Below are 25,218 nucleotides of genomic sequence, written 5' to 3' on the forward strand. Positions count from 1 at the left end.
CCTCGCCTTGCCGTACTATCTGTACTGTCTGCGGCTTCGTCGCCTTGTCCTGATTTAAATTTAATCCACTATACTTTTTAAGTCTCAAGATCTATTTTGTTAAAATCTAGTTTCGTCGAATAATATCGGCTATCCATATTCCAAAATATAGCGATAAAGCAAACAAAAGGTCGTCTGAAAACACATTTGGTTTTCAGACGACCTTTTTCTATGCCAACAATCAAGCCAAGCTGACTTCCAAATTATCAATCAGACGCGTCGTTCCCAAGCGGGCGGCGGCGAGGACGACAAGGGCTTTGTCGCCGGTGCGTGCGACGGCGAGGCTTTCTGCATGGCGGATTTCGACGTAATCGACTAGCCAGCCTGCCTCGGTCAGTCGGCGGACGGTTTCCGTTTCCAATCCGACATAATCAAGATTACCGTTTTTGAGTTCGGCAGCAACACGCTGCAATTCGCGGTACAGGCGCGGGGCTTCGGCGCGTTCGGCTTCGCTGAGGTATTGGTTGCGGCTGGAAAGCGCGAGTCCGTCGGCGGCGCGTCCGGTATCGACAGGAACGATATCAATATTGAAATTCAGGTCTTCGACAAAGCCTTTGATAATCGCCAACTGCTGGTAGTCTTTTTTGCCGAAACAGGCGGTATCGGGTTGGACGATGTTGAACAGTTTGCTCACGACAGTAGCGACACCGCGAAAATGCCCAGGACGGAATTTGCCGCACAATTCGTTTTGAAGGTTGGGCGGTTCGACGTTGAAACGTTGCTCGACATTGGGATACAGCTCTTTTTCGTCGGGCGCGAACACGACGGCTACGCCTTCGTTGGCAAGTTTGTCGGCGTCTTGCTGCAAGGTGCGCGGGTATTTGTCGAAATCCTCGCCCTGCCCGAATTGCAGGCGGTTGACGAATATGCTGACAACAACGTTGTCGGCGCGTTTTTTGGCTTCGCGAACGAGGGCGAGATGGCCTTCGTGCAGATTGCCCATAGTCGGAACAAAGGCAACGCTGCCTGCGTTTTTGCGCCATTCGCGTAATTCTTTAATGGTATGAATGATTTGCATGGTGGAAAATGTCCTTTATCTTTTTCGGGATTGCGGCGCACAGCCGCTGTGTTTTGCCAGCCCGAAAATCACGCGCCGATTATACGCTGGGAACACGGACAAACAAAGGTCGTCTGAAATTCGGTTTTCACGATGAAAACCTTTTCAGACGACCTTTTTCAGTTGAGGGTATCAAGCAAACGAATGTTCTGAAGCGGGGAAGGTTTTGGCTTTGACTTCATGAACATAGGCTTCAACGGCAGCTTGGACGCTGTCTTTACCCTGCATGAAGTTTTTGACGAACTTAGCGGTTTTCCCCGGGAAAATGCCGAGCATATCGTGCATAACCAAAACTTGTCCGTCGCAATCCACACCTGCGCCGATACCGATGGTCGGGCAAGAGACAGTTTCAGTTACTTTTTTCGCCAATTCCGCCGGCACGCATTCCATCAATACAATGGCTGCGCCCGCTTGGTCATGTGCTTTCGCATCTGCCAACAAGGCCTCCGCCTTATCGCCTCGCCCTTGCACTTTATATCCGCCAAACGCAAACACGGACTGCGGGGTCAAGCCGATATGGGCGCAGACGGGAATGCCGCGCATTTGCAGGAATTCGGTGGTTTCCGCCATCCAAACGCCACCTTCGAGTTTGACTATATGCGCGCCCGCCGCCATCAGTTCGGCAGCGGCGGCAAACGCCTGTTCTTTACTCTGCTGATACGCACCAAAAGGCAAGTCGCTGACAATCATCGCGTTTTCCGTACCGCGCGCGACGTTTTCAGTGTGGTAACACATATCACGCAAGCTGACGGGCAACGTGGATTTGCGTCCCTGCACGGTCATACCCAAGGAATCGCCCACCAGCAAAACATCGACGCCGGCATGGTCCATTAACGCGGCAAAGCTGGATTCATAGGCGGTCAGCATGGCGATTTTTTCGCCTTCCGCCTTCATCTTTTGCAGTGTGTTCACAGTAATCATTGGAATGTGTTCCGCCTTTTTCAGACGACCTTTTAAATGGAAACGGGCTATTATAGTGAAATGCCCGCCGCCCTGCCACCATACCGCTACCGTCCGAACGGCAAACGCAAAACAGCCCAACTGCTTTCACAATCGGGCTGTTTGATTGGTGCCGGCACCAAGAGTCGAACTCGGGACCCCCTGATTACAAGTCAGGTGCTCTACCAACTGAGCTATACCGGCAAAGAAGCCGAATTATGCCGTTAACTGCCCCGCTTGGCAAGAACTTGTTGCCCACAAAGTAAATTTTTATAAAAAATATCTGATTTAAAAAGAAATTTATTTCAGGCGTAATGATTACCCCATATATAAACCAAGCTGCTCAGGCATATCCGCACAAGGTCGTCTGAAAAACAACCGCACAAAAAGCATTTCAGACGACACTCTGATAAAATACTTCCCTTTCCCCTCCATCCGTCCTACACCATGCCACGACACCCCTACCGCCGCCTGCGCCCCGCCAAGTCCGACCTGCCCGAAGTCGGCATTTCTGAAGAAGGCAACATCCGCTCGTTACATCTGGGCAGCGACACCATCCAAAGCTCGATGAACCTCGACCATCCCGCCGAACTGGTTTTGTCGTACAGTCGCGCAATGATGGGCTGGCTTCTGTTTGCTGAAGAAAAGCCGAAACACATCACCCAAATCGGTTTGGGCGGCGGCTCGTTCGCTCGTTGGATAGATAGTTATTTACCCGACACCAAGCAAACCGCCGTGGACATCAACCCGCAGGTCATCGCCGTCGCACGCAGCCTGTTCGAGTTGCCGTTTGAAGGGGAAAACTTCGAAATCGTCGAAGCGGACGGCGCGGAATACATCAAAGTGTTCCGCCACAATACCGACGTGATTTTGGTGGACGGCTTCGACGGCGAACAAATCATCGATGCGCTGGTGGAGGAACCCTTCTTCCAAGACTGTCGCAGCGCCCTCTCGCCCGACGGCGTGTTCGTGACCAACTGGTGGAGCGGCGACAAACGCTACCAACGCTTCGTCGAACGCCTGCTCAACGTCTTCGAAGGCCGCGTGTTGGAACTGCCCGCCGAAAGCCACGGCAATATGGCAGTAATGGCATTCCAAAGCAGCCCGAAAGAACAAAACCTCGACAAGCTGAAAAAACGCGCGGAAAAATTAAGCGGACAATACGACTTGGATTTCAAACGGATGTTGAACGATTTGAAAGCAAGCAACCCGAACAACGGCAAACATTTTTATCTGTGAGATGAACAGGTCGTCTGAAAACTTAAAACCGCTGACACATAAAATTTCAGACGATCGCCACCTATCCGCTCCTCTTTATCCGTTCATTTCATACCTGAATTGGGCTATAATACCGCCCGACACACACCATTCCGCAAAACACCCTCCCCATGCAACTCACCGCCGTCGGACTCAACCATCAAACTGCGCCCCTGAGCATACGCGAAAAATTAGCATTCGCCGCCGAGCATCTCCCCGATGCCGTTCGTGCTTTGGCACACAGTCCGGCTGCTGACGAAGCCGTCATTCTGTCCACCTGCAACCGTACCGAGCTTTATTGCGTCGGCGATACCGAGCGGATTATTGAATGGCTCGCCGAATATCATAATCTCCCTATCGAAGAAATCCGTCCTTATCTCTACACTTTAGACAACAACGAAACCATCCGACACGCCTTCCGCGTAGCCTGCGGGCTGGATTCCATGGTATTGGGGGAACCGCAAATCCTCGGGCAAATCAAAGATGCCGTCCGTATCGCCCAAGAGCAGGAAAGCATCAATTCACATCTCAATGCGCTGTTCCAAAAAACCTTCTCAGTAGCCAAAGAAATCCGTACCGATACCGCCGTCGGTGAAAATTCCGTATCTATGGCATCCGCCTCGGTCAAAATGGCGGAACAAATTTTCCCCGATATTGCCGATTTGAATGTTTTATTTATTGGCGCAGGCGAAATGATTGAATTGGTGGCTACCTACTTTGCCGCGAAAAACCCCAAACTGATTACCGTCGCCAACCGTACCCTGCCCCGTGCGCAAGAATTGTGCGACAAACTCGGTATTACTGCAGAACCTCGCCTGCTGACCGACCTACCTGAAATTTTGCACGAATACGATGTCGTCGTTTCTTCGACCGCCAGCCAGCTGCCATTGGTCGGCAAAGGCATGGTTGAACGCGCTTTGAAACAACGCCATAACATGCCTGTTTTCCTATTGGATTTGGCCGTCCCCAGAGACATCGAAGCAGAAGTGGGCGAACTTGGAGATGCCTATCTTTATACCGTCGACGATATGATGAACATCGTCCAAAGCGGTAAAGAATCACGGCAAAAAGCCGCCGCGGCCGCCGAAGCCATGGTTGAAGAAAAAGTCGGTGAATTTATCCAACAACAAAAAAGCCGCCAAAGCGTCCCGCTTATCCGCGCACTTCGCGATGAGGGCGAACGCGCCCGCAGACAAGTGCTGGAAAATGCAATGAAGCAACTTGCGAAAGGTACGTCTCCCGAGGAAGTCCTCGAACGTCTCTCCATCCAACTGACCAACAAACTACTCCATTCCCCTACCCGCACCCTCAATAAAGCAGGCTCAATCGACAGTGATCTTGTAGAGGCTGTTGCCCAAATTTATCATTTAGACAAAAATGATTGAAGCTATAAAATATAAGGGTCGTCTGAAATCTCAAATAGCGTTTCAGACGACCTAGTATTTTCAAAATAGCCAAGGCCTTTGCGAAATAACCTTTTTACCTAACAGTTAAAATTCCAACACAGATTTTTGGCTGTTTCCGTTGTCCGAGCAGGACGGCTTTGAATGTGGACAACAGGGTATAGGCGGGACGGTCGCGATAGTTTTTAAGGTAACGGATTCTTTGATGATTCAAGTATTGTTAGATCGGTTACCAATCAATCATCTGCTCCAACTTCAACAGTCGGAAACAGTCGATATGTTGGGCAATCATGGCTTGTGCGGTTTGCCGGAAGAAGATGCTCATAGAAAATCCCCTAAATGTCTTAGTGGGAGTTTAGGAGATTTGGAGAATTTTGCAAAGGTCTCAGGTTCATTAGGCATTAGGCAATAGTGCAAAGGGTAGATTACTAAACACAACAAAAAGGTCGTCTGAAAAATTTTCAGACGACCTTTTAGCTTAATTTTTCCGAATAGTCTCTCCAAGGTGGTACAACCATATTTCAATCTTTTCCTGCACAGAAAAGAGAATACAGCAGCTGTATCATATCGTTAACTCGTGAATCGGCAATGTAATATTGCCGCTCTCGGTGGTTCACTTGAAAAGACACCAATCCGGCCTCGCGCAACAGGGCTAATTGACTGGACATCGCCGCTTGAGGGAGACCGGATGATTCAGCCAATTCGGTTACATTGTGCGGTCTTTCGTGCAGCTTACACAGTACGGCGAGGCGATGGGGGTTTGCCAGAAGTTTAAGAAAGGCGGTGGCTTCTTCGTAGGGTGGTTGATTATCGGCAGTGGTCATTGTTTGCGCTTTTCGGCAAATGTGAAGGTCGCATTATCAGTCATAACTGCCGCAGCGGCAACTTTCAGACGACCTCTGTTTAGCGGTTCCATGGCATTTTAGCAAGCAGTCGTGCCATGCCGCAGAATCTGGTTAAACCGGCTGTCAACAGACCCGCGCCGACTACTGCGTCTATCAGATAAAACCAAGGCGACACCAGCGAACCTGCCAACACGCCGAACAGAACCAACCCGCCCGCGATGGTTTGCACCTGCCGCATGATGTCCGGCGCGGCGTGTTCGGCAACTATGGGCAGTCCGGCAGCTTTCCATGCCTGCAAACCGCCTTCAAGAATGTAACACTCGCGTCCCCGACCGAGTTCCGCCAATGCTGCTTCTGCCTGCGCCGTGCGTTTGCCACCCAAACAATAAAAAATCAGACAGGGCGCGGTGTTGTCGGGCAGTTTGTCGCGATGCCGCTCCGGCGGCAGGGACAATGCGCCGCCGATATGCCCTCCCCGATATTCTGCTTGGCTGCGAATGTCTGCCGCTATCGCGCCTTCACGGATTTTCGCTGCCGCTTCCGCAGGAGTAATTCGTGGAAGTTGCCCTTCTTTACTCATGTCTTTACTCATGTTTTGTTTTTTTTTATTTTTTGTTGATGTGGCAGGTATTGATGCCCAATAAGCTATACAACGCGCAGCTTCCTATCAAGGCGGTAGCCAGCGGGATGATGCCCAACCAACCCCACCAGCCGATTTGACCTGTTGCAGCGGCGGCGATTAAGGCTACTCCAATGATAATACGGAGAGTGCGATCCAAAGTACCTAAATTACGTTTCATTTAATTGCTCCTTGTTTGAGAGTGATTCATCTGAAAATAAAAATATATAATAAAAATCATATATAAGAAATATTATATCTTTTGGATAATTGTGTCAAACAGTTTGTAGCCATGCGGTTCAGAAGGATGAGATAACCTTATTTTTAAACGGGTATGTGCAAGCTAAGTTATACCTGATTTGCGACACACAAGGAAAAGGTCGTCTGAAAATCGGTAAAACCGATTTTCAGACGACCTTTTATACCTCTACTTAGCAAGCTAATTCACAAAATCATTGAAGTTGTAATGAGATTCGGCAGTTGTCTTAGTCTATTAATTGATGGTCTGACTAATCCGCCAACTGCTCGGCAACACTTCGAAAACTCATCAAAGCCGCTTCGATATTTTCAATGATTTCATCGGCCAAAATATCGGGGGCGGGCAGATTGTCCAAGTCGGTTAAAGAATGGTCTTTCAGCCAGAAAATATCCAAGCTGGTTTTTTCGCGCTGATTGATTTCATCGATACTAAATTTACGCCAGCGTCCGTCGGGATTGTTTTCGGCATGATAGGTTTCCACACGTTTTGAACGGTCCTCAGGGCAATAGCAGGCAATGAAATCCTGCAAATCTGCCAACTGCATCGGTTTTTTCTTCAGCGTGTGATGCACATTGGTGCGGTAGTCATACACCCAGACTTCTTGGGTAACGGCTTTTTCCTGTGCGGGGCGGTTGTCAAAGAACAACACATTTGCTTTCACGCCTTGGGCGTAGAAAATCCCCGTCGGTAAACGCAAAATCGTATGCAAATCGGTCATCTGCAACAGTTTTTTACGCACGGTTTCGCCTGCGCCGCCTTCAAACAGCACATTATCGGGCACGACCACGGCAGCCCGCCCGTTGTTTTTGAGCATGGTGTAAATATGCTGCAAGAAGTTGACTTGTTTGTTGGAAGTGGTTGCCCAAAAGTCTTGGCGGTTATAGACAAAATCTTCGGTTTCGGCTTCGCCCTCGGCATTGGTAATGGTCATGCTGCTTTTTTTGCCGAATGGCGGATTGGCTAAAACCAAGTCCACTTTGCGTGCGCTTGGCGCAACCAAGGAGTCATCGGAGCTGATCGGGCTATCGCCGTCCATTTCGCCGATGCCGTGTAAAAACAGGTTCATCAAACACAAACGGCGGGTATTGGCGACGATTTCATTGCCGAAAAACGTCCCTTTTTTTAACCGCTCTTTTTGGTCGGTGTTTAAATCGGCGTGTTTTTCCAAATAACTGTATGCCGCCAATAAAAAGCCGCCGGTGCCTGCTGCCGGGTCGGCAATCAGAGTATCTGCCTGCGGGCGGACGCATTCGACAATTGCTTGAATCAAAGCACGCGGCGTGAAGTATTGCCCCGCACCTGATTTGGTATCTTCGGCATTTTTTTCCAAAATGCCTTCGTAAATATCGCCTTTCACATCCACGCCCAAGCGCGTCCATTTGGTTTCATCAATCATCGCTACCAAACGGGATAATTTGGCAGGGTCTTGGATTTTGTTTTGCGCCTTGGCAAAGATTTGGCCAAGCAAGCCTTTGCGCATACTTAAATCGCGCAACAAAGCGAGATAATGACTTTCCAATTCCGCACCTGTGCGGTCGGTCAGACTTTTCCAGTTGTATTCTTCGGGAATGCCGACATCACGATTGTAGGGCGGCTGGCTGTATTCAAACGCCATTTTCAAAAAAATCAGATAAGTAATTTGTTCCAAATAGTCGCCGTAGCTCACGCCGTCATCGCGCAGCATATGGCAGAAACTCCAAACCTTTTGGACGATGGCATTTGAAGTGTGATTTTGCGTTGTGGTCATATTCGTTTTCTCTTTAATTTATTTATCCAAAAGGCTGCCTGAAAAAGCCGCTTTTAAGACGGCCTGTTTGAGTAGCTCGGCTTGCTTGAGTTGTTTGGCAAGTTCGGCGGCGAGTTGGTCGCAGGCGGTGAGTTTGCTTTCTAAAATGGCAACGATTTGGGTTTGTTCATTTATAGAGCAGACTGGAAATGGGATATTTTTTAATGCAGTACCGGTTAAATGTTTAATTGTGGTTCCTGTCAAGAGGTCTGTTACCAATGGTAATTTCACAGCATAGCTTAGATAATAAAACGCAAAATCTGCAGAATAGTATGATGGAAACCTTACTCGGTGTAGTGCTTTTTGAATAAACATTTCAGCCTCATGTTTCCAAACTGCACAACGCCCAGGTTCGCCACCTTCACAAATAATTAAATCACCATACTTTACTGAGTATCTTTCAATCTCATCATCTTCAATTTTCATTGTTTTAGCGTTAGAAAATTCAAAATATCCCCAACGTACATTTATATTTCCTAGATATAGTCGCTCTTTCCCTTTGTTTTTATTTTTATCAAGCATTTTCCCCAGTACATATTCAGAAGCCAAATTCTCTAACTTTACCATCCCCCACCCACTCGGCAAATCTGCAACATTTTCTTCAAACTTAACCGCTTGTGTCGGTGCTTTGGGCTTGCTCGGTTTTTTCCCTTCTTTTCCATTTTGTTCCCATTGGCTGACGGCTGTTTGCCAGTCGGCAAGCTGTTGGGCGTGGTGTTGTTCGCGGGTCGTCTGAATTTGGGCGAGCAGTTCGTTTTCAGACGGCAAGGTATCTGCATGCTTGCTGCGCCATTCTTTGGTGAGCTCGCCGTTAAAGGCGTTTTTGAGCAGGGATTGGCGGTATTGTTGGATTTGCTGTGCTGCGGTTTTCAGACGACCTATGCCCTCGTCGATTTCATCAAACAGGCTTTCGATTTTATTGACGATGGCTTGTTGGGTTTCTTTGCTGGTTGGGTAGATAATGGGCAATTTTTTTAAAGTAGGACTGGAAATTTGTTGAAATGTTGTACCAGTACTATTTTTTAAAAGATATGCCTCATTATTCATCAATGAATACCAAATAAATTTAGTTTCTATATTTTCATTGACCTCAATTCCAGCTACGCCACGCCCTAAACAATAGACTTTATCACTTAAATTTAAACGTCCAATTGTTGCTCGAATACAGATAATGATGTCATTGATTTTGCTTAATTTTATTGCATCACTGGTAAATTTTTGGGGTTGAGGAAACTTTTCCCCTAAATCACTTGCGCCACCAATTAACTGATACCCATTGTTTTGTTTATTATACGATTGACCGCTTGGGGACTGCCCCATTTTTATAATGGATATTTCCCCCAAAGTCGTTTTCTTCCACCCTTCAGGCAATTGCTGTTCTGCGGTCATTGTTATGCTGTCCATTGTTGGTTAATCTCGTTTAATAGGGTGTTAAAGTCTTGGTCGTTGGCGGCAATTTCGCTCAATACATCATAGGCTTGACCTAAGCCGCCGTATTGATTGAACGGGGTAAGTTCAAAGTCGTTTTCTTCGATGGCAAAGGAAGTTATGATGTGGTCGCGAATCATGGTCAGCCATTGCATTTGTTCTTCGGTCAGCGGTTTGTCGGCGCGGGCGTTGTGTTCAAAAGTCCATGTTTGGAAGTTTTTACGCACGGTTTTGCTAAACGGGGTGATTTTGCCATCAATGCCAATCACTCGGCGAACAAGGCTGACTAAGGCGGTAAGTTCGCTTTCTGCCTGTTCGCTGACGTTATCCAAACGCGCGTATGCCTGCCAGATATGACTGAATGCCAATTTCGGTTTGGCTTTTTTAATGGCGGCTACCAGCTCTTTAATCATCGCAAGGCTTAAGGCTTGGCGTTGATAAGGCTGATTATAGAAAATCTGCAAGGCGGTAATTTCGTCTTTGTTGCTGCGTATCCATTCGGCAAAATCTTGGGTCAGGGTTTCATCATTTTCCGCCCAGCCTGCGTGGATGACTTCATCAATCTCGGCGTCAATTTTCTGCTCGTTTTGTTTGCGGATGTCGTCCAACGTGGTGATGAGTTCCATGGAAAGCGGACGTGTGGCGGCTTTGACGCGCTGTTTTTGTATCTGTAAAACGGTTTTTTCAGACGGCATCTCATCGATGGAAATGCCTTCTTGCTCGCAAGCTGCCCGATGGATTTCATCGGCATTGATGGCGTGAAACAGGTCTTTGACCAATTGCGGTAATGGGACGCCGCCTGTAATGGCGGTGATTTGCTTCTGTTGTTCGTCATCAAGCTGTTTGTTTAAACGGGCAAGGCGTGCCGCCAGTGAGCTGATACTGTCGCTATCAAATGCGCCGCCGAAGACGACGGCTTTCCCTAAATCGGAGAAGCTGACCGAACGCTTGGTGTCTAATTGTTGGCTTGCCGTTTTGAGCGATTTTGTAACACCGATGGCATCGACAATCACATAATGGGTTTTGGCTGATGATGCGGAGGGGCTGACTTTTTGCAAGCCTTCTTTATCAAGCGTGCGTGTGCCGCGTCCTTTCATTTGTTCGAAATAGTTGCGGCTTTTGACATCGCGCATAAACAGCAGGCATTCGAGCGGGCGGACATCCGTTCCTGTGGCAATCATATCGACGGTAACGGCGATGCGCGGGTTGTAGCTATTGCGGAAATTCGCCAAGACGGTTTTGGGTTCTTCGCCGTGTTCGATGATTTCGCCGTTTTCACCCACAATATTGTCTTTGGCTTTGTAAGTGATTTTTTTGCAAAATTCGTTGCCTTGCCCGAACTCTTCCCGCACCATTTTGATGATGTCGTCGGCGTGGCTGTCGTTTTTGGCAAAAATCAAGGTTTTGGGTACTTCTTGACGATTTGGGAACATTACGGGTAAATGGTCGCGGAAAGTACGGATAATGGTGCGGATTTGGCTTGGATTGACAACATCCCTGTCGAGTTGCTTGGCGGTATAGTCTTCATCGCTATCTTGCTGCTGCCAGCGTTTACGGCGTGTGGTGCGTTCGCGGTGTTCGACCAGCTCTTCAGCTTTGAATTTGCCACCTTCAAGGCTGATTTTGGTATTGATCAGATAGACTTCATTGCCTACGTTTACGCCATCGGCAACGGCTTGCTCGTGGCTGTATTCGCTGACGACGTTTTGATTGAAAAAACCAAAAGTGCGGTTGTCCGGTGTGGCGGTTAAGCCGATCAGATAAGCATCAAAATAATCCAACACTTGCCGCCACAGGTTGTAAATGGAGCGATGGCATTCGTCGATAAAGATAAAATCAAAAAATTCGGGTGGCAGATCCGGTTGATAGGCAACGGGCAATGGTTCTTTTAAGCGGTTTTCCCATTCTTCCAATTCCATGCTGTCATCCGGTATCGCTAGGTCTTCCCCTTTTAATAGCGAATACATGCGCTGAATGGTACAAATGCAGACTTCTACGCCGTTGGGAATGTGCGGCGATTTAATCACTTGGGCGTTGTAGAGTTCGGTAAATTTGCGATTGTCGTCAGACGGGGTAAAAACCAACATTTCCTGCTCGGCCTGTTCGCCCAAATTGACGGTGTCGACTAAAAACAAAATGCGGCGTTTGCCTGTGTATTTGAGCAAGCGATACATAATGCTGATGGCGGTATAAGTTTTGCCTGCGCCTGTGGCCATCTGAATCAAGGCGCGCGGCAAATCTTTTGCCAAAGAATCTTGCATATTTTCGATGGCGGTTAATTGGCAATCGCGCAAGCCTAACGCTGCCGCAGACAGATGGTTAGGATTGAGTGCTGGCATGGCTTTAAGTTTGGCGCGCAGGGTGTTTTTGCCTTCGCTTGCCCATTTTTGTAGCGTTTCTGGACGGTGAAAGTGGAATACTTCACGGGCACGCGGCGCGGGATCGTTGCGGTTGGTAAACCGTGTTACTACGCCTGTGCTTTCATATAAAAAGGCAATCTCTGCTTGCTGAATATAATTAAGTTCGCTATCGGCATAGCGCGCGCTTTGCTCTTCTACGGTATTGAGCTTATGTCCAAAGTTTTCCGGCTTGGCTTCAATCATGGCAACCGGATCGCCATCAACAAACAACAGATAATCTACCGGACCGCTGTCGGTCGGATATTCACGTACCGCCACACCCAAACTGCTGTTGCGATTAAAGTTCTTCACCGACTGTACCGCCCAGCCCGCCTGCTCCAATTTTTGATCGATGATGTCGCGGGCTTGCTGCTCGGGGTGTTGGTTGTAGGTTACCTGTTTGCTCATAAATACTATCCTAGATAACGCGTTAAAATTGATAAAAATAGATAGTTAGCTGTGTTTGGTGAAGCTGTATAACTCACTGTCTCACTCCCAAAATCTAAACACGACAACTTTCCCAACTGCTCTGCAACTGCTTTTTATGATTTTCAATGATAACCCAAGTAGCTTTCATTTGCCTCAACTTCACAAGTAAGCATCCTAAAACTTTCTGCTTAAATGGTTTTACATTGAAACAATTTTGGTGCAAATGTATTTTCCTATTCGGAATCAATCTCAAATTATACAGGGTAGATTTAGATTAAATCAGGACAAGGCAAAGAAACCGAAAACAGAACCGGCTTAAACTTGCCCGCTATGCTTTTAAACAAGTAAAACGCGCAAGATTCATATTTTACGATTGTGCGTAAACACAGAAGGCTGTCGGGCTCTCAATTTGGGTCAACTTGCGATATATAAAATAAACAGGTCGTCTGAAAACCGGTAAAACCGATTTTTCAGACGACCTTTTATGTAATTTCTGTTTTAAAAGGGTTGTTTCTATATTATAGAAAAATGTAAATTGTATAATCGCTCAAAATCAATTAGTTGATTTTAATATTTCAATTTATCGCATAAATATGTAAAAATAAAGTGAAAAAGACCAAATTTTAGATCTTATTTTTTACACGGCGTTATAATCTCGCGCACATTTTGTCACTATTTCGCTATCGTTTTGTCATCGCGCAATGACAAAATGGCTGCAAAGCGATATGCCAATCAACATCAAAACGCTCCATAGCAGCTCTGAACAGCAATTTGATAAAAGCATAAGGAATATCGCAAATACTTTACCGCCAAATTCCTTCCTATACACCGAGATCTTTGCAAAATCCCCCTAAACTCCCACCAAGACATTTAGAGGATTTTCCATGAGCACCTTCTTCCGGCAAACCGCCCAAGCCGTGATTGCCAAACACATCGACCGCTTCCCTCTATTGAAGTTGGATCAGGTGATTGATTGGCAACCGATCGAACAGTACCTGAACCGTCAAAGAACCCGTTACGTCCGAGACCACCGCGGCCGTCCCGCCTATCCCCTGTTGTCCATGTTCAAAGCCATCCTGCTCGGACAATGGCACAGCCTCTCCGATCCCGAACTCGAACACAGCCTCATCACCCGCATCGATTTCAACCTGTTTTGCCGTTTTGACGAACTGAGCATCCCCGATTACAGCACCTTATGCCGCTACCGCAACTGGCTGGCGCAAGACGACACCCTGTCCGAATTGCTGGAACTGATTAACTGCCAACTGACCGAAAAAGGCCTAAAAATAGAGAAAGCATCCGCCGCCGTCATTGACGCCACCATTATTCAGACTGCCGGCAGCAAACAGCGTCAGGCCATAGAAGTCGATGAAGAAGGACAAGTCAGCGGCCAAACCACACCGAGCAAAGACAAAGATGCCCGTTGGACAAAGAAAAACGGCCTCTACAAACTCGGTTACAAACAACATACCCGTACCGATGAGGAAGGTTGGTTGGAACATGAAGTTACCCGCCTGACCGTATGCGAATACCTCAAACCATTGCTTGCAGACGGCATCGATACGCTGGTGTTAGGCTGCACGCACTTTCCCTTGCTCAAGCCCTTAATCGGTAGGGAGGCGGGTAATGTCGCGTTGGTTGATTCTGCAATTACGACGGCTGAAGAAACAGCACGCATCCTTGCGCAGGAGGGATTACTCAATACTGACAACAATAATCCCGACTATCGTTTTTATGTCAGCAATATTCCTTTGAAATTCAGAACGATAGGCGAACGTTTTCTGGGTAGGACGATGGAGCAGATTGAAATGGTGTCTTTGGTTTAGGCAAGGTTTGCTCAAACACCCGCATATCCGGAGTAAGGATGTGCGGGTGTTTTGTGAAGGTATGTCAGAAAATGTTTGCAAATTACATTTTAAGTTAATAAAATATAAACTATTATCATTTTTAAAAAAGTTGATATGAAAAATTCACTTATTGCCCAAGCAGCCGGTATCCTGCCTGTGCTGCTGCTTTCTGCCTGCGCGGGCGGCGGCAGTTTCGATTTGGACAGCGTGGAAACGAAACAGCACAACCCGCAGTCCGAAGCACCGAAATACCAAGACGAACAGACTGAAAAACCGGCAAACCCCGATGAAGCGCAGGCGGCGGAAAACGACCGTCCGGTTTACGGTTTTGCAGCCAAAATACCGCGTCGGAACTGGCACCCGAAAAATAAAGAAGATCATAAGGCATTATCAGAAGCGGATTGGGAGAAATTAGGTGAGGGTGAGCCGGGTGAGTTTCCCCAAAAGAATGAGATTTTTGCGATGGATAAGGGTACGCTGAACGAATCCATCACAACGGGCGACGGCAAAAGCCGTGTGGAAGGATACACGGATTTCCAATATGTCCGCTCGGGCTATATCTACCGCAACGGTGTCAATAAAATCGATTTCAAAAACAATATCGCCCTTTCCGGCGCGGACGGCTACCTTTTCTACAAAGGCAGCAATCCTTCCCAAGCTCTGCCGATGGGCAAGTCGATTTACAAAGGCACTTGGGATTATGTAACCGATGCCAAGGAAAAACAGAAGTTTTCCCAGTTGGGTAATTCGCAAGCGGGCGATAGGTACGGGGCTTTGTCTGCCGAGGAAGCGGATGTGTTGCGCAATAAAAGCGAGGCACCGGAAGGTCAGACCGATTTTGGGCTGACCAGCGAGTTTGAGGTGGACTTCGCCGCCAAGACCATGACCGGCGTGCTCTACCGCAATAACCGGATTACCCATAACGAAACCGAAAATAAAACCAAACAAATTAAACGTTACGACATTCAGGCTAACCTGCACGGTAACCGTTTCAAAGGTAAGGCGTTGGCTGCAGATAAAGATACTGGGAACGGTCATCCCTTCGTTTCTGATTCTGATAGTCTGGAAGGTGGTTTCTACGGGCCTCAGGGCGATGAGTTGGGCGGCAAGTTTTTGGCAAACGATAAGAAAGTGCTTGCCGTATTCAGCGCGAAACAGAAAGACGGTGCAGAAAAACCATTGGCTGAAACCTTTATGGACGCTTACCGCATCGGTGCGGATTTTGTGAAAAAACAGATAGACAGCTTCGGCAACGTGGCCAAACTGCTGATTGACGGCGTAGAGCTTGCGCTTGTGCCGTCCGAAGGCACTCAGACGGCATTCCAGCATATATTTGAGAAAGACGGTGTGAAGGTGTCGGTATGCTGCTCCAATTTGGATTACCTGCATTTCGGGGTGTTGGAACACCGCGGTTCGCACGATATGTTCCTGCAGGGCAGCCGTACGCCGGTTTCCGATATGCCTGTAACGGCGGGAGAGGCGGTATATCGCGGTACATGGTCGGGTACTATTGTTAATGGTACGAGCTGGAGTGCCGAACCTTCCAATAAGGAAGGCGGTAACCGGGCGGAGTTTAAAGTTAATTTTGCCGAGAAAACCCTCAACGGTATGCTGACGGCGAAAGACCGCATTGCCCCCGTATTCACCATCACTGCCACGATTCAGGGCAACGGTTTTTCAGGTGTGGCGAAAACCGGTGAAAACGGCTTTGCATTAGATCCGAAAAATACCATCGATCCGAAACGAACGAATATCCGTGCAGATGTGTCCGGCGGCTTCTACGGCAAAAACGCCATTGAGATGGGCGGATCGTTCTCCGGAAATACATTGGAGGGAGAAAGCGGCAAGGCGGCAGTGGTATTCGGTACGAAACGCCAACAGCTTGTCCGGTAAACTGGGCTGCCGGTTGACAGAGGAAAGTTCTTCAGACGGCATATCGGCTTTAAATGCCGTCTGAAGGCAGTAAGTAGAGAAATGATATGAAACAGCAACATTTGTTCCGATTAAATATTTTATGCCTGTCGCTGATGACTGCGCTGCCTGCTTATGCGGATGTTTTACCGTCCGGACAAGTGTGGGAAAAGCAGCTCGATACCGTGCAGGTCAATGCGAAAAAACAGAAAACCCGCCGTGATAACGAAGTAACCGGGCTGGGCAAGCTGGTCAAATCTTCCGAGACGCTAAGTAAAGAACAGGTTTTGAATATCCGAGACCTGACCCGTTACGATCCGGGTATTGCCGTGGTCGAACAGGGTCGGGGCGCAAGTTCCGGCTATTCAATACGCGGCATGGATAAAAACCGCGTTTCCTTAACGGTAGACGGCGTTTCGCAAATACAGTCCTACACCGCGCAGGCGGCATTGGGTGGGACGAGGACGGCGGGCAGCAGCGGCGCAATCAATGAAATTGAGTATGAAAACGTTAAGGCCGTTGAAATCAGCAAGGGTTCGAATTCATCAGAATACGGAAACGGCGCATTGGCAGGTTCGGTCGCATTTCAAACCAAAACCGCAGCCGACATTATCGGAGAGGGAAAACAGTGGGGCATTCAGAGTAAAACTGCCTATTCTGGAAAAGACCATGCCCTGACACAGTCCCTTGCGCTTGCAGGACGCAGCGGCGGCGCGGAAGCCCTCCTTATTTATACTAAACGGCGGGGGAAGGAAACCCACGCGCATAAAGATGCTGGTAAAGGTGTGCAAAGTTTCAACCGGCTGATGCCGGTCGAGGATACCCATCCGTACGCAAATTTCATTGTCGAAGAGGAATGTTCCAATGGATATGCGGCCTGTAAAGACAATGCGAAAAAAGATGCTTTGGCCAAAGATGAGCGCAAAACCGTCAGCACGCAGGATTATACCGGCCCCAGCCGCTTCCTTGCGGACCCGCTTGAGTATGGCAGCCAATCATGGCTGTTCCGACCGGGTTGGCATTTGGACAACCGCCATTATGTCGGAGCCGTTCTTGAACGTACGCAGCAGACCTTTGATACACGGGATATGACTGTTCCTGCCTATTTTACCGAGGCCGATCTGAATGAAAGTGTCCGGAGAAACGGTACGCCGAGCGGCTTTGGCAAATATTCGGGCAATAATAAGGCCGAAAGGCTGTTTGTTCAGGGAGAGGGCGGTACATTGCAGGGTATCGGTTACGGTACCGGCGTGTTTTATGATGAACGCCATACTAAAAACCGGTACGGGGTCGAATATGTTTACCATAATGCTGACAAGGATACCTGGGCCGATTACGCCCGACTTTCTTATGACCGGCAAGGTATAGATTTGGACAACCGTTTGCAGCAGACGCATTGCTCTCACGACGGTTCGGATAAAAATTGCCGTCCCGACGGCAATAAACCGTATTCCTTCTATAAATCCGACCGGATGATTTATGAAGAAAACCGAAACCTGTTCCAAGCAGTATTTAAAAAGGCATTTGATACGGCCAAAATCCGTCACAATCTGAGTATCAATCTAGGGTACGACCGCTTTAAGTCGCAATTGTCCCACAGCGATTATTATCTTCAAAACGCAGTTCAAGCATATGGATCGAAAATCCCGGAAGGGGCGCAGTCACCCAACGGAAGCCAAGGCAAACCGTATTGGGTGTCTATCGGCAAGACCACGGTCAATACATCGCCGATATGCCGTTTCGGCAATAACACCTATACAGACTGCACACCGAGGAATATCGGCGGCAACGGTTATTATGCAGCCGTTCAAGACAATGTTCGTTTGGGCAGGTGGGCGGATGTCGGAGCAGGTATACGTTACGATTACCGCAGTACGCATTCGGAAGATAAGAGTGTCTCTACCGGCACTCACCGCAACCTTTCTTGGAACGCAGGCGTAGTCCTCAAGCCTTTCACCTGGATGGATTTGACTTATCGCGCTTCTACGGGCTTCCGTCTACCGTCGTTTGCCGAAATGTACGGCTGGAGAGCCGGGGAGTCTTTGAAAACGTTGGATCTGAAACCGGAAAAATCCTTTAATAGAGAGACAGGTATTGTATTTAAAGGGGACTTCGGCAATTTGGAAGCCAGCTATTTCAACAATGCTTATCGCGACCTGATTGCATTCGGTTATGAAACCCGAACTCAAAACGGGCAAACTTCGGCTTCTGGCGACCCCGGATACCGAAATGCTCAAAATGCACGGATAGCCGGTATCAATATTTTGGGTAAAATCGATTGGCACGGTGTATGGGGCGGGTTGCCGGACGGGTTGTATTCCACGCTTGCCTATAACCGTATCAAGGTCAAAGATGCCGATATACGCGCCGACAGGACGTTTGTAACTTCATATCTCTTTGATGCCGTCCAACCTTCACGATATGTATTGGGTTTGGGTTACGACCATCCTGACGGAATATGGGGCATCAATACGATGTTTACTTATTCCAAGGCAAAATCTGTTGACGAACTGCTAGGTAGCCAGGCGCTGTTGAACGGTAATGCCAATGCTAAAAAAGCAGCATCACGGCGGACGCGGCCTTGGCATGTTACGGATGTTTCCGGATATTACAATATCAAGAAACACCTGACCCTGCGCGCAGGCGTGTATAACCTCTTCAACTACCGGTATACCACTTGGGAGTCTGTAAGGCAGACTGCCGAAGGAGCGGTCAATAGGCACAATAATGTCGGCAGGTATAACCGCTACGCCGCACCGGGACGAAATTACACCCTGACTTTGGAGATGAAGTTTTAACCTAAGCAACCGTAACCGTGCATCAAGGCAATAGGTGAACGGCACGGATATTGCGGTAAAATTAGAAACGCCGTCTGAAGAATTTCAGACGGCGTTTTTCAATATTCCGGATTAATTGGAGCCGACTTTGATTTTTTGCCACAAGTTGACAGACAGTTTTTTCGCATCTGCGCTCATTTGAGGCATCACGAAACCGTCTTTCATGTCTTGCTCGTTCGGGAAAATAGAACGTGTGTTCACCAACTCGGCAGGCATTTTCTCGCGCGCCGGTTTGCTTGCAGGCGCGAAGGTGACGGCAATGCCGTTTTTCGCAGCCACTTCAGGATCAAGCGTGTAGTTGATGTATTTGTGGGCATTGGCGATGTTTTTCGCATCAGCAGGAATCAGCCAAGACTCAATCCAGAAGCCCATGCCTTTCGGCGTCAAGACTTCAATACCGACATTGTTTTTCACTTCTTCGGAACGGGCTTTCGCCAAGTTCAAGTCGCCGCCGTTACCTGCAGCAAGACAGATGTCGCCGCGCGCCAACTCGTCAATAATAGACGGACTGAAACGTTTTACATCGGGACGGATGGTTTTCAGCACTTCCGCCGCTGCTTTCAAATCATCAGGATTTGCACCCTTGGGGTCTTTACCCAAATAGTTCAACAAAATAGGGAACATTTCGCTCGGTGTATCCCACAAGGCGATGCCGCATGATTTCAGCTTATTGGTGTATTCGGGCTTGAACAGCAAATCCCAACCGTTTTCAGGCAGCTTGCCGCCTAAAAGCTCTTTACCCTTCGCCGTAATCGCCAAAGTGTTGACGCCTGAGAAATAAGGAACAGCATACTGGTTGCCCGGATCGGCAGTTTCCAGCATTTTCAACAATTCGGGGTCGATGTTTTTGTAATTGGGAATCAGGTCTTTATTGACTTTCTGATAAGCACCCGCTTCGATTTGGCGGGGCAGGAAGGCGATACCGGGAACGACCAAATCATAGCCGGATTTGCCGGTCAGCATTTTGGCTTCGAGGGTTTCGTTGTTTTCGTAAAGGTCGTAGGTCAGCTTCAGATTATTGGCTTTTTTGAAGTCTTCAACGGTACTCTCGTCAACGTAGTTCGACCAGTTGTAGATGTTCAAGGTATCGGTGGCGGCTGCTTCGGCATTGGCAGCAGGCGCGCTGCCTGCTTGAGGTTGCTCGGTTTTTTTCTCACCACCGCCGCAAGCGGCCAGCGATAATGCCGCCAATACGGCTAATACGGATTTTTTCATACGGGCAGATTCCTGATGAAAGATTGTTAACAGAAAATGAACACTCTGCACCCCATCATTACCCCGGCACAAAGCGGGGCTATTGTAATGGAAGTAGGTGAGAACTCAAAGCAATATCTGACTGATTTTTATTGAAATAAGGCACGATTTCTTAGACTCGGGAAAACGGCGTTGCACAAGATGTCGTTTTTGGGCAAAATACGGTCGATTTGCGCGCGCAAACAGAGAAAATACTTGCATATAGAGAAATCTGTCTTTAAAATTGCGCGTTTACAGAATTTATTTTTCAGGAGATATTCAATATGGCAAACAGCGCACAAGCCCGCAAACGTGCCCGCCAATCGGTTAAACAACGCGCCCACAACGCCAGCCTGCGTACCGCATTCCGTACCGCAGTGAAAAAAGTGTTGAAAGCAGTTGAAGCCGGCGACAAAGCTGCTGCTCAAGCAGTTTTCCAAGAATCCGTTAAAGTCATCGACCGTATCGCTGACAAAGGCGTATTCCACAAAAACAAAGCAGCCCGCCATAAGAGCCGTCTGTCTGCCAAAGTAAAAGCATTGGCTTAATCTTTCCTGCCATAGTCTTGGTGTTTTATCGCGTCGGGACAGGCAAGCAGATAACGATGCCCCTGAGGTCTTAACCTTTCAGGGGCATTGCCGTATGTGGTGCAAGTTGATGTAAACTTTTCAGACGACCTGCCGTGGAGCTGCTGTAAGGCGTTAAAATGCGGTTTAATCTGTTTTTCAAACGATTAATCCTGATTTTCAGACAAAGGTCGTCTGAAAACACCCAATCGGCAATCCTATGAATAAAATGATGAACAAGATGTTGAAACAGAATTTGGCGCAAAGCGATGTCCAAAAAAACGGAAAACCGTCATTATCCAAATGTCGGCGCGCTTTGATGCTTATCCTCGTCGGCGGAACAGCCGCCCCTGTCGCCTATGCCGACACGGCTTTGCAATGCACTTCCATTCAAGACAATGCCACCCGTTTGGCGTGTTACGACAGCATTTATTCGGCACAACTGCCGCCGCAAGCTCCGCTGCCCGTTATTCGCGAAGAAACCGCCAAAGCGCCGGTCGATTTGCCCAAAACCATCAGCACCAGCCGCAAGAAAAAAACGGCGACGATTGTGTTTGACGAAAATAAAGAACAATCCACCCTTTCGGAAGACAATTTCCGCACCACAGCCGATGCCTACACGCCATTGAGCCTGATGTACGATTTGGACAAAAACGACTCGCGCGGCTTGTTGAGCGTGCGCGAACATAATCCCATGTACCTGATGCCTGCATGGTACAACAGCTCGCCCAACCTCCATCCCCACTCCCCTTCGCGCGGCACAACCAATCAGGAAAAATTCAGCGAACAGAAACACATAGAAACCAAACTGCAAGTTTCGTTCAAAAGCAAAATCGCCGAAGATTTGTTTAAAACCCGCGCAGATTTGTGGTTCGGCTACACCCAAAAATCCGATTGGCAGATTTACAACCAAGGTAGAAAATCCGCGCCGTTCCGCAATACCGATTACGAACCTGAAATTTTCCTGACCCAACCCGTGAAGGCAGATTTGCCGTTCGGCGGAAAACTGCGGATGGTCGGCGCAGGATTCGTCCACCAATCCAACGGACAAAGCCGCCCCGAATCCCGCTCATGGAACCGCGTTTACGCGCTGGCAGGGATGGAATGGGGCAAACTGACTGTTATCCCGCGCGTGTGGATGCGCGCATTCGATCAGACCGGTGAAAACAATGACAATCCCGATATTACCGACTACATGGGTCATGGAGATTTGAGGCTGCAATACCGTCTGAACGACAAACAAAATATTTCGTCCCTGCTGCGCTACAACCCCAAAACCGGACACGGCGCGGTTGAAGCCGCCTATACTTTCCCGATTAAAGGCAAACTCAAAGGCGTCGTGCGCGGCTTTCACGGCTACGGCGAAAGCCTGATTGATTACAACCACAAACAAAACGGCATCGGCATCGGTCTGATGTTCAACGACTGGGATGGAATTTAATGCCGAATCTTGTTTTCAGACGACTTTTTATACCATGTTGCACACAGGTCGTCTGAAAGCAAAACAAACACCCTCCCCATATTAAAAACACTCGTTTCCTATTGCCCAAACGCGTATAATGCAAGGTTTGGGCGATATTTGTCGGAATTATTCAAAAGATGACGGAACAAACGGCCGAAGGCGGAAAAATTGCCAAGGCATTAAAAAAATATCTGATTACAGGCATGCTGGTATGGCTGCCGATAGCCGTAACCATTTGGGCGGTCAGCTATATCATATCTGCCGCCGACCGGCTGATCAGCCTGCTGCCTGAGCAATGGCAGCCTCAATATTTCTGGGGGTTCAACATTCCCGGCTTGGGCATTATTGCCGCCATTGTCGTCTTGTTTCTGACCGGCGTGTTCGCCGCCAACGTTTTGGGGCGTCAAATTCTCGCCGCATGGGACAGCCTGTTGGGACGGATTCCCGTCGTCAAGTCCATCTATTCCAGCGTCAAAAAAGTATCCGAGTCTCTGCTTTCCGACAGCAGCCGCTCGTTCAGAACGCCCGTGCTGGTTCCGTTCCCGCAGCCTAATATTTGGACGATTGCTTTTGTTTCAGGGCATATTCCCGACAAACTCAAAGGCAGCCTGCCGCACGATGACGACTATCTTTCCGTCTATGTGCCAACCACGCCCAATCCGACCGGCGGCTATTACATCATGGTGAAAAAGAGCGACGTGCGCGAACTCGATATGAGCGTGGACGAAGCATTGAAATATGTGATTTCGCTGGGTATGGTGATGCCGGATGAAGTTCGGGTCAAGGTTTTGGCAGAACACAGGTCGTCTGAAAACGACGATACAGAACAAAACAATTAAGGTGTCTTTTTTCAGACGACCTTTTCCTTCTTTTCAAATTGAACAATATAAAAAGGTGATTTTATGCGTACCAACTATTGCGGCCTGATCAGCGAGCAATACTTAGACCAAACCGTAACCGTCAAAGGCTGGGTACACCGCCGACGCGACCACGGTGGCGTGATTTTTATCGACCTGCGCGACCGCGAAGGCATCGTCCAAGTCGTGATTGACCCCGATACGCCTGAAGCGTTTGCCACTGCCGATTCCGCCCGCAACGAATACGTTTTGAGCATTACCGGCCGTGTGCGCAACCGTCCTGAAGGCACAACCAACGACAAAATGATTTCCGGCAAAATCGAAATCCTTGCCAAAGAAATCGAAGTCTTGAACGCCGCTGCTACGCCGCCGTTCCAAATTGACGACGAAAACATCAGCGAAAACGTGCGCCTGACCAACCGCGTTATCGACCTGCGCCGTCCGGTGATGCAGCGCAACCTGCGCCTGCGTTATCAAGTCGCTATGGGCGTTCGCCGTTATCTGGACGCGCAAGGCTTCATCGACATCGAAACCCCGATGCTGACCCGTTCCACGCCTGAAGGCGCGCGCGACTACCTCGTGCCGAGCCGCGTTCATCCGGGCGAGTTTTTCGCGCTGCCGCAATCACCTCAATTGTTTAAACAACTGTTAATGGTGGCGGGTTTCGACCGTTACTACCAAATCACCAAGTGCTTCCGTGACGAAGACTTGCGCGCCGACCGCCAGCCCGAATTCACCCAAATCGACTTGGAAACCTCGTTCTTGAACGAGGATGAAATCATGGACATCACCGAAGGCATGGCAAAACAAGTCTTCCAAGACGCGCTGGGCGTGGACTTGGGCGATTTCCCGCGTATGCCTTATGCCGAAGCCATGTTCTACTACGGCTCCGACAAACCCGATATGCGCATCAACCTGAAATTCACCGAGCTGACCGACCTGATGAAAACGGAAGAATTCAAAGTCTTCCGTGGCGCAGCCGACATGAAAGGCGGCCGCGTGGTTGCCCTGCGCGTACCGAACGGCGCGAAATTCAGCCGCAAAGAAATCGACGAATACACCAAATTTGTCGGCATCTATGGCGCGAAAGGTTTGGCGTACATAAAAGTGAACGATGTCAGCAACCTCTCCAACGGCGAAGACAGCGGTCTGCAATCTCCAATCGTGAAATTCCTGTCTGAAAACGCCCTGAAAGAAATCATTGCACGTACCGGCGCTCAAAACGGCGACATCATCTTCTTCGGCGCAGACAAAGCCAAAGTCGTGAACGAAGCCATCGGCGCACTGCGTATCAAAGTCGGTTTGGAACACGGCGCGGAAAACGGCTACTTCGTGGACGAATGGAAACCTTTGTGGGTCGTCGATTTCCCGATGTTCGAATACGACGAAGACGGCGACCGCTGGGCAGCCATGCACCATCCGTTCACCTCGCCCAAGCCCGGTCATGAAGACCTGATGGCGTCCGATCCTGAAAACTGCCTGGCCCGCGCCTACGACATGGTGTTGAACGGTTGGGAAATCGGCGGCGGTTCTATCCGTATCCACCGTGCCGACGTACAGGAAAAAGTATTCGCCGCACTGAAAATCAGCCCCGAAGAGCAACAGGAAAAATTCGGCTTCCTCTTGGACAACCTGAAATTCGGTGCGCCTCCGCACGGCGGTTTGGCATTCGGCCTCGACCGTCTGGTAACACTGATGACCGGTGCCGAATCCATCCGCGACGTGATTGCCTTCCCGAAAACCCAACGCGCCCAATGTCTGCTGACCAACGCACCGAATGCGGTGGACGACAAACAGCTGCGCGAATTGAGCTTGCGCCTGCGTCAAAAAGCGACTGAAAACAAAGAAGCGTAATCTTGAGAAACAGGTAAACAACGCCTGATAATAGAAAGGTCGTCTGAAACCTAATTACACGGGTTTCAGACGACCTTTTTCATTGTTGGTAGCAAGGTATTGCAGGAAAGAGTTTTTTATAGTCAATTAAAAACAAAATAGTACAATACTCAACTTTGAAGGTTTAACCATGGCATACTCTGCGGACTTAA

Annotated in this window: 18 protein-coding genes and 1 tRNA gene; 9 read left to right on the forward strand and 10 right to left on the reverse strand. The window is 48.7% G+C overall.

Features of this window, described 5'->3' with window-relative positions; all coding sequences use genetic code 11:
* Positions 1-220: 220 nt before the first annotated feature.
* From panC to AC5M9B_RS10465, 3 genes are all read right to left on the reverse strand, one after another.
* Entirely contained in the window at positions 221-1,057 is an 837-nt protein-coding gene (panC, locus tag AC5M9B_RS10455) for a pantoate--beta-alanine ligase (protein ID WP_019271720.1), read from the reverse strand.
* A gap of 171 nt (positions 1,058-1,228) precedes the next feature.
* Positions 1,229-2,017, reverse strand: a complete 789-nt coding sequence (panB, locus tag AC5M9B_RS10460) for a 3-methyl-2-oxobutanoate hydroxymethyltransferase (protein ID WP_070656671.1) — start codon at positions 2,015-2,017, stop codon at positions 1,229-1,231.
* A 146-nt stretch (positions 2,018-2,163) separates the two neighbouring features.
* A tRNA-Thr gene (locus AC5M9B_RS10465) sits at positions 2,164-2,239 on the reverse strand.
* A gap of 243 nt (positions 2,240-2,482) precedes the next feature.
* Here AC5M9B_RS10465 and AC5M9B_RS10470 point away from each other — a divergent pair.
* Entirely contained in the window at positions 2,483-3,274 is a 792-nt protein-coding gene (locus tag AC5M9B_RS10470; protein WP_019271718.1) for a polyamine aminopropyltransferase, read from the forward strand.
* 149 nt (positions 3,275-3,423) lie between these two features.
* Positions 3,424-4,677: a glutamyl-tRNA reductase gene (gene hemA, locus AC5M9B_RS10475; protein WP_101809739.1), complete on the forward strand. Its 1,254-nt coding sequence runs from the start codon at positions 3,424-3,426 to the stop codon at positions 4,675-4,677.
* A 539-nt stretch (positions 4,678-5,216) separates the two neighbouring features.
* On the opposite strand, the gene AC5M9B_RS10480 is transcribed toward hemA, so the two are convergent.
* From AC5M9B_RS10480 to AC5M9B_RS10505, 6 genes are all read right to left on the reverse strand, one after another.
* Positions 5,217-5,519, reverse strand: coding sequence for an ArsR/SmtB family transcription factor (locus AC5M9B_RS10480; RefSeq protein WP_487648636.1), 303 nt, complete (start codon positions 5,517-5,519; stop codon positions 5,217-5,219).
* Between the two features lie 79 nt (positions 5,520-5,598).
* On the reverse strand, positions 5,599-6,120 hold the full coding sequence (locus AC5M9B_RS10485; protein WP_487648641.1) for a rhodanese-like domain-containing protein: 522 nt from the start codon (positions 6,118-6,120) through the stop codon (positions 5,599-5,601).
* 25 nt (positions 6,121-6,145) lie between these two features.
* On the reverse strand, positions 6,146-6,340 hold the full coding sequence (locus AC5M9B_RS10490; RefSeq protein WP_070656667.1) for a YgaP family membrane protein: 195 nt from the start codon (positions 6,338-6,340) through the stop codon (positions 6,146-6,148).
* 328 nt (positions 6,341-6,668) lie between these two features.
* Positions 6,669-8,165, reverse strand: a complete 1,497-nt coding sequence (locus AC5M9B_RS10495) for a class I SAM-dependent DNA methyltransferase (RefSeq protein ID WP_487648637.1) — start codon at positions 8,163-8,165, stop codon at positions 6,669-6,671.
* An 18-nt stretch (positions 8,166-8,183) separates the two neighbouring features.
* Positions 8,184-9,593, reverse strand: a complete 1,410-nt coding sequence (locus AC5M9B_RS10500) for a restriction endonuclease subunit S (protein ID WP_487648638.1) — start codon at positions 9,591-9,593, stop codon at positions 8,184-8,186.
* A gap of 2 nt (positions 9,594-9,595) precedes the next feature.
* On the reverse strand, positions 9,596-12,439 hold the full coding sequence (locus AC5M9B_RS10505) for a type I restriction endonuclease subunit R (protein ID WP_487648639.1): 2,844 nt from the start codon (positions 12,437-12,439) through the stop codon (positions 9,596-9,598).
* 905 nt (positions 12,440-13,344) lie between these two features.
* Between AC5M9B_RS10505 and AC5M9B_RS10510 the strand changes: the two genes are divergently transcribed.
* The 3 genes from AC5M9B_RS10510 to AC5M9B_RS10520 all read left to right on the forward strand — a co-directional run bounded on the left by AC5M9B_RS10510 (position 13,345) and on the right by AC5M9B_RS10520 (position 19,016).
* Positions 13,345-14,286, forward strand: coding sequence for a transposase (locus AC5M9B_RS10510; protein ID WP_487648640.1), 942 nt, complete (start codon positions 13,345-13,347; stop codon positions 14,284-14,286).
* Between the two features lie 135 nt (positions 14,287-14,421).
* Positions 14,422-16,200 carry a transferrin-binding protein-like solute binding protein gene (locus AC5M9B_RS10515; protein WP_070859358.1) on the forward strand — a complete coding sequence of 593 codons (1,779 nt, stop codon included), beginning with the start codon at positions 14,422-14,424 and terminating at the stop codon, positions 16,198-16,200.
* Positions 16,201-16,286: 86 nt separating this feature from the next.
* Entirely contained in the window at positions 16,287-19,016 is a 2,730-nt protein-coding gene (locus AC5M9B_RS10520; RefSeq protein WP_070859357.1) for a lactoferrin/transferrin family TonB-dependent receptor, read from the forward strand.
* Between the two features lie 111 nt (positions 19,017-19,127).
* Here the strand turns inward: AC5M9B_RS10520 and AC5M9B_RS10525 are convergent, their stop codons facing one another.
* The gene (locus AC5M9B_RS10525; RefSeq protein ID WP_070859356.1) at positions 19,128-20,270 is read right to left on the reverse strand and encodes an extracellular solute-binding protein; all 1,143 of its coding nucleotides are present in this window, start codon (positions 20,268-20,270) and stop codon (positions 19,128-19,130) included.
* A 302-nt stretch (positions 20,271-20,572) separates the two neighbouring features.
* Between AC5M9B_RS10525 and rpsT the strand changes: the two genes are divergently transcribed.
* The 4 genes from rpsT to aspS all read left to right on the forward strand — a co-directional run bounded on the left by rpsT (position 20,573) and on the right by aspS (position 25,027).
* Complete coding sequence (gene rpsT, locus AC5M9B_RS10530; protein WP_019269820.1) at positions 20,573-20,836, forward strand: 30S ribosomal protein S20; 264 nt, start codon at positions 20,573-20,575, stop codon at positions 20,834-20,836.
* A gap of 238 nt (positions 20,837-21,074) precedes the next feature.
* Positions 21,075-22,295 (forward strand): phospholipase A, encoded by a 1,221-nt coding sequence (locus tag AC5M9B_RS10535; RefSeq protein ID WP_455007613.1) that lies wholly within the window; start codon positions 21,075-21,077, stop codon positions 22,293-22,295.
* A gap of 158 nt (positions 22,296-22,453) precedes the next feature.
* On the forward strand, positions 22,454-23,155 hold the full coding sequence (locus AC5M9B_RS10540; protein ID WP_455007612.1) for a DUF502 domain-containing protein: 702 nt from the start codon (positions 22,454-22,456) through the stop codon (positions 23,153-23,155).
* A 63-nt stretch (positions 23,156-23,218) separates the two neighbouring features.
* Positions 23,219-25,027, forward strand: a complete 1,809-nt coding sequence (aspS, locus tag AC5M9B_RS10545; RefSeq protein WP_107885969.1) for an aspartate--tRNA ligase — start codon at positions 23,219-23,221, stop codon at positions 25,025-25,027.
* Positions 25,028-25,218: the final 191 nt, after the last annotated feature.

This window comes from Neisseria flava, from assembly GCF_982712965.1.